We start from the raw sequence: 12,745 nt of genomic DNA on the forward strand, positions 1-12,745 counted from the left end.
CCATCCCGCTACAAGGAGGTCATACCCATGGGCATCACGGCAGACAGCGGCGGCGTGCGTTCGGTGGAGCGGGCGCTGGCCATTGTCGACCTGCTGGGCGAACACCAGGCGTTGGGCCTCGAAGAACTGCACTACCTGACGGCGCTGCCCAAGGCCACGGTGTCGCGCATGATCGCCACCTTGCAGGCGCAAGGCTGGGTGTACCGCGGCCTTGCCGACCGGCGCTACCGGCTGTGCGCGCGACGCCTGTTCGGTGACCGCCAGTTGCGTTTCAAGCGGCGCCTGGTGGAAAGCGCAGCGCCCATGCTGCTGGAGCTGAGTGAGCGCACCGGGCTGGTCGCTGACCTGTCGTGTTTCGACGGCCAGCGGCTGGAGGTGATGGAAAGCGCCATTCCCCAGGTGCTGCGCAAGCGCTATCCGCTCACCAGTCAGATCGTTGGGCAGCATGCCAGCCTGTTTCATTCGGCGATGGGGCGGGCGTGCCTCGGGGAGCTGGCGGTGGACGAAGTGCAGCGCCTGGCGGCCCATGAGCGGCTGGGTGACGACGGGTTGTTACGCGATATCGAAGAACAAGCGCACAAGGGCTTTGGTCAGCGCACAGAAGGCTACTGGGAATACCCGGTGCGCCTGCCGTTCCTGATCCGCGCCATTGCCTTGCCGGTACATGCCGAAGGGCGCCTGGTCGGCAGCATTGCCTTGCAATGGCCGCTGGATCAGGCGCCGGTGGAGCGGGTGTCGAGCCTGCACCTGAGCAGTTTGGCGACCACGGTGGGGGAAGTGCAGCGGGCCTTGGCTGTTTGATGTTTCCTGCACGGGTTTCTTCGCGGGTAAGCCACAGACGCGTGCATTGCCAGTACCGCCCACAGAACCTGCGGGCGTTACTGGCCCTCCCGAAATCCGCTAGGGCTCACCCCCGCCTGCTTGCGAAAGAACCGGCTGAAATACCCCACATCGGCAAACCCCAGCTCATGGGCGATCTCTTTCACGCTCAGGCTCGAATGCCCGAGCATGCGCTTGGCCTCCAGCACCAGTCGGGCATTGATCACATTCATCGGCGTCATGCCCAGGTGTTCCTGGCACAACCGCCCCAACGTCACCAGGGTCATGCCCAATTCGGCGGCGTATTCCGCCAGTGGCCAGTGCGCGCGGTAGTGCATGTCTACCAGCTCGCGAAAAGCCGTCAGTTGCTGGCTGCGTCTTGATACTGGGCGCTGCTCACCTGCGGGCATGTACGGCTCATGGCGCAGGACATGGATCATCAGTGCCAGCAATAGCGCCATGCTGCTGGCCACATGCTCGCGGGCGCGGTTGTGGTATTCCTCGCGCAGGGCCCGAAACAGGGGCAACAACGGGTCTTCATCGGCGGCCCAGTGGGGCAGGGCAATCACCTGTGGTTTGCGCAGTTGCACCCGCACGTTGGGTGCCAGCACCTGGGCGATGCTATCCAGCGGGTGCTGCGCAGCCGTGATTACCTGGCCTTCTACCTGGCTGGCCCAATGAAATCCATGCACCACCTGCGCCGGGACGTACACCACGCAGGGTGCATGAACCTGAAACCGGTCACTGTCGAACAGCACCTCGCCGCCACCGCTTTGCAGGTACAACAGCTGCAGCAAGCCTTCGTGACGGTGTGCGGCAATCTCCCAGTTGTGCGCGCCAGAGCGCTGGGATATCTGCTCCACATGCAAGGCTTCGTGCCACACCGGCTGCGCGGTTTCACCGTACAGGGCGTAATTGGGGATCTTGTTCATGGTGTTGTAATTGTTCTGTTCAGTACCCGCTACTGTGCCATAGCTGCCCGCAGGCTTCAGGGCGCAGTGGGCAAATTGACGGGAATGTGGGGCTGGTTGCAGGTTTTGTCCATTCTGCCGGTGGGCCTGCCGGCCATAGCCTGTTGCCCAGAACAAGCAACGCTCTGGAGAGCAGCATGCACAACAACAAGATCCTTTCTCAGTGGCTAGGCCTGGAGTCGGCCGTATGCGTGGTGACCGGCGCGGCCGGCGGCATTGGCGCAGCATTGGCCGCAGCCTTGGTGGAGCAGCAGGCCCACGTGGTGCTGCTTGACCGCGACCTGGACAAATGCCGCGAACTGGCGGCCACCCTGGGGGAACACAGTGCAGGCGAAGTCAGTGCCCTGGCCTGCGACATTGCCGATCCGGCCAGCGTGGAGCAGGCTGCGGCCCAGGTACAGGCGCTGCATGGGCGCTGCGATGTACTGGTCAACAATGCCAGCGTGCTGCGCCCCGGTGCGCTGGACACGCTAAGCCTGGAACAATGGAACCAGGTGCTGGCGGTCAACCTCAGTGGCTACCTTTTGTGTGCCCAGGCCTTTGGCCGTTCCATGCTGGACTGCGGCCAGGGCCGTATCGTGCATGTGGCCTCGATTGCAGCCCATTACCCGCAACCCAACAGTGGCGCTTACAGCGCGGCGAAGGCAGGCGTCAGCATGTTGTCGCGGCAGATCGCCGTGGAATGGGGGCCGCGCGGTGTGCGCAGCAACGCCGTATGCCCGGGTTTGATCCGCACGCCATTGTCGGCGGCGTTCTATGCCGACCCACAGGTGGCGCGCCGGCGTAGCGCCATGACCGCCAACCAGCGCATCGGTGAGCCGCAAGACATCGCCGAAGCCGTGCTGTTTCTGGCCAGCCGCCGCGCCGACTATATCAACGGCGCCGAGCTGACCGTGGATGGCGGACTGGAAAGCATGCCCATGGCATTGATCCCGCGCCCTGGCTTCGAGGGGGCAGGCCAATGAGTACGCGTAGCTGCGATGTACTGGTCATCGGTGCGGGTGCTGGCGGCCTGGCGACAGCCATCACGGCGAAAAAGCTTGGCCTGGATGTGATCGTCATCGAAAAGGAGGCGTGCTTCGGCGGCACCACGGCGTTTTCCGGCGGTGTGCTGTGGGTGCCGGGCACCCGGCACGGGGGCAATGACAGCCAAGCAGCGGCCATGACCTACCTGCGCAACGAAACCGGTGCCTGCTTCGATGCGGCCGGGGTGGAGGCATTCTTGCGCTACGCGCCGCAGATGGTTGAGTTTTTCGAGCGCGAGACGGCAGTCAAATTCGTGCCCACGCTGTACCCCGATTATCACCCGCAGGTGGAAGGCGGCGTCGATGTGGGCCGCTCGATACTGGCCGCACCTTACGACATCCGTGGTCTGGGGCCCGACATGGCGCGGCTGCGCCCGCCGCTGAAGACCATCACCTTCATCGGCATGATGTTCAACTCGTCGAATGCCGACCTCAAGCACTTCTTCAATGTCACCCGTTCGTTGACCTCGTTCGCCTACGTGGCCAAACGCCTGCTGACCCATTTGAAGGAGCTGGCCTTGTACCGACGCGGCACCCAGGTCACCAGTGGCAATGCCCTGGCGGCACGGCTGGTACGCTCGGCACTGGACCTGGGCATTCCGATTCTCACAGGCACCCCGGCGCGGCAGTTGCTGCGCGAAGGGGCGCGGGTAGTGGGGGCGGTGACCGGGCAGGCCGGCAGCGAGCAGCGCATCGAGGCCCGGCGTGGGGTGGTGCTGGCCTGTGGCGGTTTCTCCCATGACCTGCAACGGCTGCGCCAGGCCTACCCGCATGTACGGCGTGGCGGCGAGCATTTTTCACCGGTGCCAGCGGGCAACACCGGCGATGGTGCGCGCATGGCCGAGGCGCTGGGAGCAAAGGTCGATATCTGCCTGCAGGCACCTGCAGCCTGGATGCCGGTATCGAAGGTGCCGGTGGGTGGTGGGCGGCATATTGCCTTTCCGCACTTGCTCGACCGCTACAAGCCGGGTGTGATCGGCGTGCTGCGTTCGGGGCAGCGATTCACCAATGAGTCGAATGCCTACCACGACGTAGGCGCAGCGCTGATCGAGGCGTGTTCCGACCAGGCAGAAACCGCCATGTGGCTGGTGTGCGACCGCCGCACCCTGGCCAAATACGGGCTGGGCTTTGCCAAGCCTGCGCCGATGCCGCTGGGGCCATTGCTGCGCAACGGTTACCTGCTCAAGGGCCAGACCCTGGCGGAGTTGGCCGGCAAGGCCGGTATCGATGCGCAAGGGCTGGAGCAGACTGTGCGCGAGTACAACCTTGGGGCCGTCCACGGCGAAGACCGTCAGTTCGGCCGCGGCAGCACCAGCTTCAATCGCTACCTGGCCGACCCGCAGCAACAACCCAACCCGTGCGTAGCGCCGGTTGGCGAGGGGCCGTACTTTGCCGTGAAAGTCATCATGGGCGATCTGGGCACTTTCGACGGGCTGCGCACCCGTGTGACCGGTGAAGTGTTGGCGGCCGACGGGCAAGCCATCGACGGCCTGTATGCGGTGGGTAACGACCGCGCCAGCATCATGGGCGGCAACTACCCCGGGGCGGGCATCACCCTGGGGCCGATCATGACCTTTGCCTACATCACCGGGCGCCATCTGGCGGGTGTCGAGCAGGGGCTGGCGGCGGGCAACGCACGGGAGGTGGCGTGATGGACAAGCCTGTGGTCGACCACCGCATCTACACCATTCGCCCACGCGGCATGGCGGCCTTTCTCGAGGCGTTCGACCAGCTGGCGATGCCGATCCTGCTGCGCCACCTCGGTGCACCCCTGGCGTTTTACACCAGCAGCATCGGGCCGTTGAACCAGGTGGTGCACTTGTGGGGCTATGACAGCCTCGATGACTTCGAGAAGCGCAGCGCAGCGCGGGATGCCGACCCGGACTTTGCCGCGTACCTGCATGCCACCCGCGACCTGGTGGTGGCTCAGGAAACACGCATCATAAGGCCTGTGCGCTTACCCAGCCTTTTCCACTAGGGCTGCGACAAACACCGTCATAACAACAACAACAGGTGATACCTATGAACAACACGCTCGACGTGCGCCAACTGATCGACCAGCAACCCATCGGCCGCTACCAGAAATGGGTGGTGTTCCTTGGCTTTCTCATCATCGCCCTGGACGGCCTGGACGTCGCCATCATCGGCTTCATTGCCCCGCAATTGAAAAGCGACTGGGGCCTGGATGCGCAAAGTCTGGGCCCGGTATTGAGCGCCGCGTTGATCGGCCTGGCACTCGGCGCCTTGATTGCCGGCCCCTTGGCGGACCGTTACGGGCGCAAGGCGGTGTTGCTGTGCAGCGTGCTGCTGTTTGGCCTCTGGACACTGGCCTCGGCCTTTTCACCCAACCTGGAAGCCCTGGTCGCGTTGCGCTTTCTGACCGGCCTGGGCCTGGGCGCAGCCATGCCCAATGCCAGCACCCTGGTCAGCGAGTATGCCCCGGCACGCAGCCGCTCGCTGCTCATTACCCTGGCATTCTGCGGCTTCTCCCTGGGCGCTGCGGCAGGTGGTTTCGTCAGCGCCTGGATGATTCCGAACCTGGGCTGGCGCAGTGTCTTGGCATTGGGTGGGGTGTTGCCGCTGATGGTCCTGCCGTTGCTGTATTGGCGCCTGCCGGAATCGGTGACGTTCCTGGTCAGCAAAGGGGCGGACCGCAAGCGCATTCTGGCCATTGTCCGTCGCCTGGCACCTGAGCATGTCAACGCCGACACGACCTTTGTCTTGCCCGGTAAAGCCCAGGCTGCAGGCGGTGCAATCGGCACCATCCTCTCTGCGCGGTATCGCTTTGGTACCTGCATGCTCTGGGGCGGGTACGTGCTGGCGCTGTTCCTGGTCTATCTGTTCAGCGGCTGGTTGCCGACGCTGGTAAAGGAGGGGGGCGGGTTTTCGGTGGCCGAAGCGGCCATCGTCACCGCCTGTTTCCAGATTGGCGGCCCGTTGGGCGCGATTTCGGTGGGTTGGGCCATGGATCGCTACCCGGCGCAGCGCGTGCTGGTACTGACCTTCCTGTTCAGTGGTGCGGTGATTTTTGCAATTGGTCAGGTCGCTGCGGACTTCGCCTGGTTGTGTGCGGTTGCGAGCGCTGTGGGCTTTGGCCTTAATGGGGCAAGTGTTGGCATGAATGCACTGGCGGCGGCTTTTTACCCGACTGAAGCACGGGCGACCGGCGCCAGCTGGATGAGCGGCATCGGGCGCCTGGGTGCGATTCTCAGTGCCTTTGCCGGGGCACAGATGCTGGCACTGGGCTGGAGCTTTGCCCAGGTATTCGCTTCGTTGTTGCTACCCGCAGGGTTGGCGGCTTTGGCGGTATGGCTGCAAGGGCGAAATGCGGCGTCACGGCTTAGCGTTCCAGGTTGTACATCCGGCACCCCGGCTGCAGCGCCAGCAGGTTCGGCTCCCACTCCCTAGCCTTCGGGAACACAGCCCCTGTCTGAAGCCATACGCTCGATCAACGCCCACAACGCCGCATCATTGAAATCGTCGACAACCAGCCTGGCGCCCGCCGCCAGCAACCGCTCCGGGGTCTGCGTCGTGGCCACGCCCACGGTAAAGATCCCCGCGCCACTGGCTGCAGCCGTCCCCGGCAATGAGTCCTCGAAGGCCAGCGCTTGCCCGGCCTCGGCACCCAGCCGCTGCAGGCCGGTGAGGTAGGGCAGCGGGTCCGGTTTGGGCCGTGCCAGTTCTTCGGCCACCAGCACATGTTCAAAGTGCTGGCCCAGGCCCATGGCGTTCAGCATGTGCTCGGCGTTCAGCCGCGGTGCGTTGGTCACCACGCACATGCCGATGTCATGGGCCTGGGCATGCTCCAGCAGGCGCAACAGGCCTGGCATTGGCTCAAGCGACGGCGACATCGCGCGAAACAGCGCTTCCTTGCGGTCGGCCAATGCCTGGCACTGTTCGACGCTGGCGCCGCTGAACAGCTCGGCGAACAGCTCGCCGTTGGCGCGGCCGCTGACCTGGGCGTCGAACTGCGCCTGGCTCAGCTCGCGGCCGTCGTGTTCGCGCAGCAGTTGGCGAAAGGCCTGCAGGTGCAGGGTGTCAGTGTCGGTGAGGGTACCGTCAAGGTCGAACAGCAGGGCGGTCAGCATGGGATATCCAGATGAAAAAACACAAGCCAGGGGATCATAACCAAAGCTGACGACGAAGGGGGCTGTTCAGCGTGCTCCGAAAAGAGTACAAATGTGCTCCATGGACACTCTTACCCCCAAACGCCGCGCCATTTTCGAATTCATCCGTGAGCGCATTGCCGAGCATGGTCAGCCGCCGAGCCTGGCCGATATCGCCACGCGCTTCGGTTTTGCCTCGCGCAGCGTTGCGCGCAAGCACATCACCGCCCTGTGCCAGGCCGGTTACATCGATGTCACGCCAAACCAGGCCCGGGGCATACGCCTGGCCGAACCGCTGCGCCGGCCGGAAATCCTCGAAATACCCGTGCTGGGCCAGGTGGCGGCGGGTGCCCCCATCGGCCCGGACCTGGACATCCACGAGCAGTTGCTGCTCGACCCCAGCCTGTTCCGCCGTACCCCCGACTACCTGCTGAAGGTGCGGGGCGACTCGATGATCGACGACGGCATCTTTGACGGTGACCTGGTCGGCATCCTGCAACAGGCCGACGCCCGCGACGGGCAAATCGTGGTTGCGCGCCTGGACGGCGAAGTGACCATCAAACGCCTGCAACGCCAAGGCGGCACTTACCGGCTGTTGCCACGCAACCCTGCGTATGCGCCGATCGATGTGCAGCCCGAACAGGACTTTTTCATCGAAGGCGTGTTCTGCGGCTTGCTGAGGCGTGACTGATGGGCGCCGTGGTCGACCTCGACAGGCTGCTGGAGCAGCGCCGGGTATGGCGCGGCCGGCAGGCCCAGGCGCGGCCACTCGGGCTGCAGCCCACCGGCCATGCGGCCCTCGACGAACGTTTGCCGGAAGGTGGCTGGCCGGCGGCAGCACTGAGCGAGCTGTTGCTGGCCAACCCCGGCTGTGGCGAATTGCAGTTGCTGTGGCCAACCCTGGCTCGGCTGAGTGCAGAAGCCAGCAGAGTGGTGCTGGTGGCTCCACCCTTCATCCCTTTTGCACCGGCCTGGCAGGCAGCGGGGGTGGACCTGCGCTGGCTGGTACAGGTGGATGCCGAGCCTGCCGATGCCCTGTGGGCTGCCGAACAGTGCCTGCGCTCGGGCAGTTGCGCGGCGGTGCTGTGCTGGCCGGAACGTGCCGATGACCGCGCCCTGCGGCGCTTGCAGGTAGCGGCCGAAACCGGGCAGGCACTGGCGTTCGCCTGCAGGCCGCAGCAGGCGTCGCACAACCCTTCACCCGCAGCGCTGCGCATTGCAGTCGACACACGCCCGGCGCAATGGCGCGTGCTGAAAAGCCGGGGTGGCATGCCACCAGCGCTGCCAATACCCTGCCCGGGGCGGGGCTGATGCACCATGCTCTGGGCCTGCATCCTGCTCCCGCAGCTTGCGCTGGACACCGTCCTGCGTGAGCGTGACGACCCTGACACACCCTTGGTGCTGATTGGCGGGCCGACCCAGCGTCGCGTGTTGCAGGCAGTCAACCCGGCGGCCGCTGCACTGGGCCTGCGCGCCGGGCAAACCCTGACCGCAGCGCGTGCCCTGGCCGATGGCTTCACCTGCGTCGAAGCTGACCCCAAACGCATCGATCAGGTGCAACAGTTGCTGGCGGCCTGGGCCTACCGCTTCAGTGCCCAGGTCAGCCTGCATTACCCTCGGGCGCTGCTGCTGGAAGTGGGCTCCAGCCTGCAACTGTTCGGGCCCTGGCCCTTGTTCGAGGCACGTCTGCGTCAGGAACTGGCAGAACTGGGCCTGCGTCAACGCATTGTCCTGGCCAGCAACCCGGTGGCTGCTCGCATGCTCGCCAATGGCCACGATGGCCTGGCCGTGGGCGATGTCGACGCCACCCGAGCGGCGCTGCTTGGCATGCCCATCACGCGCGTCGGCCTGCCGGCAGAGGCGGCCGAAGCGTTTGCCCGCATGGGCTTGCACCAGCTGGGCCAGGTATTGGCCTTGCCGCGCGATACCTTGGCCAGGCGCTTTGCGGCCCAGGTGCAGCTGCACCTCGACCAGTTGCTCGGCCTGCGCAACCTGGGGCTGGACTTCTACCAGCCACCCGACCGTTTCGAAACCCGGCTGGAACTCAACTTCGACGTCGAATCGCACCAGGCGCTATTGTTCCCGCTGCGGCGCATGCTCAACGACCTTGCTGCATTTCTGGCCGGGCGAGACTGTGGCGTGCAGCGCTTCTGCCTGCATCTGGAGCACGCCGAGGGGCCGGATACCCTGCTCAAGGTGGGCCTGCTGGCGGCCGAACGCGATGCTGCGATGCTGTTCGAGCTGGCCCGTGGGCGCCTTGAGCCGCTGCGCATACCCGCACCGGTGCGCAACCTGCGGCTGGTTGCCGAAGACTTGCCACCCTTCGTGCCACAGCATCAGGCGTTGTTCGACCCGCGGGCGCAACAGGCGCAACCCTGGGCGCAATTGCGTGAGCGGTTGCGCGCCCGCCTGGGGGATGAGGCCGTCAAGGGGCTTGGCGCAGCCGCCGATCACCGCCCCGAATGCGCCTGGCAGTTGGCGGAGCAGGGTGCCCAAGGCAACATGCCGGTTGCACCGGGCAGCCGCCCGGGGTGGCTGTTGTCGGCACCGATCGCGCTGGATGACGCCGCCTACCAGGTGCAGGGCTACGCCGAACGCATCGAATCAGGTTGGTGGGATGGCGGCGATGTGCGTCGCGACTACTACCGCATCGAAACCCGTGACGGCTTGCGCGGCTGGGCCTACCGCGACCTGAGCCAGGCCGGCCCGCTTTGGCTGCAGGGTTGGTTCGCATGAACACCCCGGGTTATGCCGAGCTGCATTGCCTTTCCAACTTCAGCTTCCAGCGCGGTGCATCGAGCGCCGACGAGCTGTTCCGGCGTGCGCGCGAGCAGGGCTACCAGGCCTTGGCAATCACTGACGAATGCACGCTGGCCGGTATCGTGCGCGCCTGGCAGGCAGCCAAGGTGCACCAGTTGCGGCTGATCGTTGGCAGCGAGGTGCAATTGTGCGACGGGCCCAAGCTGGTGCTGCTGGTCGAGAACCTGACCGGCTACCAGAACCTGTGCGCGCTGATCACCCGTGCCCGGCGGCGGGCAGAGAAGGGTGCGTACCAGCTGTTTCGTGATGACCTGCTGCTGCACCACCAAGGCCTGCTGGCCTTGTGGGTGGCCGCTGACAGTGGCGATACCGCTACCGGCGCGTGGCTGCGCAGTGTGTTCGCTGAGCGCCTGTGGCTGGCCGTGCACCTGCACCGGGGCAGTGACGATGCCATGCGCCTGCAACGGTTGCGGGCACTGGCGGCTGATGTGGGTATCCGCGCCGTGGCCTGTGGCGACGTGCACATGCACGTGCGTGGTCGCCGTGCCTTGCAGGACTGCATGACTGCCATCCGCCAGCATTGCCAGGTGAGCGAGGCCGGGCGCTTTCTGTTTGCCAATGGCGAACGGCACCTGCGCAGCCAGGCGCAACTGGCCGAGTTGTATCCGCTCGACCTGCTGGCCGAGACCTTGGTCATTGCCCGGCGCTGCCAGTTTGACCTGAGCGAACTGAACTACCAGTACCCACGCGAACTGGTGCCCGAGGGGCATACCCCGGCAAGCTGGCTGCGCGAACTGTGCGAGCAAGGCATGCCGCTGCGCTGGCCAGACGGGCCGAGTGGCAAAGTGCGGGCTGTGCTTGCCAAGGAACTGGGGCTGATCGAAGAGCTGGGTTACGAAAGCTACTTCCTGACGGTGCACGACATTGTCGCCTTCGCCCGCAGCCAGCGCATCCTATGCCAGGGCCGGGGGTCGGCAGCCAACTCGGTGGTGTGCTTCGTACTGGGCATCACCGAGCTTGACCCCATGAAACACCACCTGCTGTTCGAGCGCTTCCTGTCGCGCGAGCGCAACGAGCCGCCGGACATCGACGTGGACTTCGAACACGACCGGCGCGAGGAGGTGATCCAGTATGTGTTCCGTCGCTATGGCCGGCACCGGGCGGCGCTCACTGCGGTAGTCAACACCTACCATGCCGCCGGTGCGGTGCGGGATGTGGCGCGGGTGCTGGGGCTACCTGCCGACCAGGTGGATGCCCTGGCCAAATGCTGTGGCCGCTGGAGCGATCGCATACCCGATGACCAGCGCCTGGCCGAAGCCGGTTTCGAAGCGGGCAGCCCTTCGCTGCGGCGGGTGCTGGTGCTGGCCGGCGAACTGATCGGCTTCCCCCGGCACCTGTCACAGCACCCGGGCGGTTTTGTCATCTCCCAGCAACCGCTCGACCAGCTGGTGCCGGTGGAGAATGCCGCGATGCCGGAGCGCACGGTGATCCAGTGGGACAAGGATGACCTGGACATGGTTGGCCTGCTCAAGGTCGACGTACTGGCGTTGGGCATGCTCAGCGCCTTGCGTCGCTGTTTCGACCTGCTGCAGCACCACCGTGGCCGGCACCTGACCCTGGCGACCATCCCCAGCGAAGACCCGGCCACCTACGCCATGATCAGCCGTGCCGAGACCATGGGCGTGTTCCAGATCGAGTCACGCGCGCAAATGGCCATGTTGCCGCGGCTGCGGCCCCAGAAGTTCTACGACCTGGTCATCGAGGTCGCCATCGTCCGCCCCGGGCCGATTCAGGGCGACATGGTGCACCCGTACCTGCGCCGGCGCCTGAAGCAGGAACCGGTGACGTATCCGTCGCCGCAACTGAAGGAAGTGTTCGAACGTACCTTGGGCGTGCCGCTGTTCCAGGAGCAGGTGATGGAACTGGCGATGGTCGCGGCCGACTATACCCCGGGCGAGGCCGACCAGTTGCGCCGCAGCATGGCAGCCTGGAAGCGCCACGGCGGGCTGGAACCGCACCGCGAACGGCTGGTGCAGGGCATGCTGCGCAATGGTTACACGCTGGCGTTTGCCGAGCGCATCTTCGAGCAGATCAAGGGGTTTGGCAGCTATGGCTTCCCTGAGTCGCATGCGGCCAGCTTTGCCTTGCTGTGCTATGCCAGCAGTTGGCTGAAGTGCCATGAGCCGGCGATCTTCACCTGTGCGTTGGTCAACAGTTGGCCGATGGGCTTCTACAGCCCTGATCAGCTGCTGCAAGAGGCTCGCCGCCAAGGTATCGAGGTACGGCCGGTTGATGTCTGCCACAGCGACTGGGACTGCACCCTGGAGCCTGATGCTGAAGGCACCCTGGCCATTCGCATGGGCCTGCGACTGGTGCGTGGCCTGGCCGAAGCCGATGCCAGGCGCGTGCAGCAGGCGAGGGCGCAGCGGCCGTGGCGCAACGTCGAAGACCTGTGCCTGCGCGCCGGCCTGGACGCACGGGCCCGTGCCCGCCTGGCTGATGGCGGGGCGCTGCGCGCCTTGGCCAGCGATCGGCATCAGGCGCGCTGGCAGGTGGCGGCGGTGCAGCCGCAGCTGCCGTTGTTCGCCGATGCGCAGGCCTTGCCTGAAGAACCGGTGCAATTGCCCGTGCCAACCGTGGGCGAGGACCTGATGGCCGATTATCAAACCCTCGGCACTACGCTTGGCCCACATCCGCTGGCCCTGTTGCGCGCTCGCCTGAGGGCGCTGGGGTGTCGCAGCTCCAGTGAATTGCAGGGTGTGGAGCATGGCGACAACATTGCCGTGGCCGGGCTGGTGGTGGGCCGGCAACGGCCTCAAACCGCCAGCGGTGTGACCTTCGTTACTCTGGAAGACGAACATGGCATGGTCAACGTGGTGGTGTGGCGTGCGCTGGCCGAACGGCAGCGGCGGGCGCTGGTGGGTTCGCAGCTGCTCAAGGTCAGTGGGCGGTTGGAGCAGGAGAATGGGGTGCGGCACCTGATTGCGCGGCGGTTGGAGGATGTGAGTCCGCTGCTGCAAGGGCTGGATGTGCGCAGCCGGGATTTTCACTGACCCCCAACGCT

General features: G+C 65.4%; 11 protein-coding genes. 9 read left to right on the forward strand and 2 right to left on the reverse strand.

Annotated features, from left to right (window positions below; genetic code table 11):
• Positions 1–27: 27 nt before the first annotated feature.
• Positions 28–801, forward strand: a complete 774-nt coding sequence (locus tag AA098_RS13505) for an IclR family transcriptional regulator (protein WP_004576295.1) — start codon at positions 28–30, stop codon at positions 799–801.
• Positions 802–878: 77 nt separating this feature from the next.
• Here AA098_RS13505 and AA098_RS13510 read toward each other — a convergent pair whose 3' ends face one another.
• Positions 879–1,751 carry a helix-turn-helix domain-containing protein gene (locus tag AA098_RS13510; protein ID WP_026031933.1) on the reverse strand — a complete coding sequence of 291 codons (873 nt, stop codon included), beginning with the start codon at positions 1,749–1,751 and terminating at the stop codon, positions 879–881.
• Between the two features lie 176 nt (positions 1,752–1,927).
• On the opposite strand from AA098_RS13510, the gene AA098_RS13515 reads away from it, so the two are divergent.
• Genes AA098_RS13515 through AA098_RS13530 form a run of 4 tightly spaced genes read left to right on the forward strand, consistent with a single transcriptional unit; the run spans position 1,928 to position 6,223 of the window.
• Positions 1,928–2,755: an SDR family NAD(P)-dependent oxidoreductase gene (locus tag AA098_RS13515; RefSeq protein ID WP_012052398.1), complete on the forward strand. Its 828-nt coding sequence runs from the start codon at positions 1,928–1,930 to the stop codon at positions 2,753–2,755.
• Positions 2,752–4,467, forward strand: coding sequence for an FAD-dependent oxidoreductase (locus AA098_RS13520; RefSeq protein WP_004576293.1), 1,716 nt, complete (start codon positions 2,752–2,754; stop codon positions 4,465–4,467). Before AA098_RS13515 ends, AA098_RS13520 begins: the two co-directional genes overlap by 4 nt.
• A complete protein-coding gene (locus AA098_RS13525; RefSeq protein ID WP_004374204.1) occupies positions 4,467–4,793 on the forward strand; it encodes an NIPSNAP family protein in 327 nt (108 codons plus the stop codon). The genes AA098_RS13520 and AA098_RS13525 overlap by 1 nt, the downstream gene beginning before the upstream one ends.
• Positions 4,794–4,837: 44 nt before the next feature.
• Positions 4,838–6,223, forward strand: coding sequence for an MFS transporter (locus AA098_RS13530; RefSeq protein WP_004374205.1), 1,386 nt, complete (start codon positions 4,838–4,840; stop codon positions 6,221–6,223).
• Here AA098_RS13530 and AA098_RS13535 read toward each other — a convergent pair.
• Positions 6,220–6,903, reverse strand: a complete 684-nt coding sequence (locus AA098_RS13535) for an HAD family phosphatase (RefSeq protein WP_004374207.1) — start codon at positions 6,901–6,903, stop codon at positions 6,220–6,222. The two genes, AA098_RS13530 and AA098_RS13535, sit on opposite strands and share 4 nt — an antisense overlap.
• A 91-nt stretch (positions 6,904–6,994) precedes the next feature.
• On the opposite strand from AA098_RS13535, the gene lexA reads away from it, so the two are divergent.
• From lexA to AA098_RS13555, 4 genes are read left to right on the forward strand one after another with little or no spacing between them, the layout of a single operon-like run.
• A complete protein-coding gene (gene lexA / locus AA098_RS13540; protein ID WP_012052394.1) occupies positions 6,995–7,612 on the forward strand; it encodes a transcriptional repressor LexA in 618 nt (205 codons plus the stop codon).
• Positions 7,612–8,232: a translesion DNA synthesis-associated protein ImuA gene (gene imuA / locus AA098_RS13545; RefSeq protein ID WP_004374214.1), complete on the forward strand. Its 621-nt coding sequence runs from the start codon at positions 7,612–7,614 to the stop codon at positions 8,230–8,232. The genes lexA and imuA overlap by 1 nt, the downstream gene beginning before the upstream one ends.
• A gap of 6 nt (positions 8,233–8,238) precedes the next feature.
• Complete coding sequence (locus AA098_RS13550) at positions 8,239–9,657, forward strand: DNA polymerase Y family protein (protein WP_004576292.1); 1,419 nt, start codon at positions 8,239–8,241, stop codon at positions 9,655–9,657.
• Positions 9,654–12,734 carry an error-prone DNA polymerase gene (locus AA098_RS13555; RefSeq protein WP_054888352.1) on the forward strand — a complete coding sequence of 1,027 codons (3,081 nt, stop codon included), beginning with the start codon at positions 9,654–9,656 and terminating at the stop codon, positions 12,732–12,734. The genes AA098_RS13550 and AA098_RS13555 overlap by 4 nt, the downstream gene beginning before the upstream one ends.
• Positions 12,735–12,745: the final 11 nt, after the last annotated feature.

It is taken from the genome of Pseudomonas sp. JY-Q (assembly GCF_001655295.1).
GTDB classification, from domain to species: Bacteria; Pseudomonadota; Gammaproteobacteria; order Pseudomonadales; family Pseudomonadaceae; genus Aquipseudomonas; species Aquipseudomonas alloputida.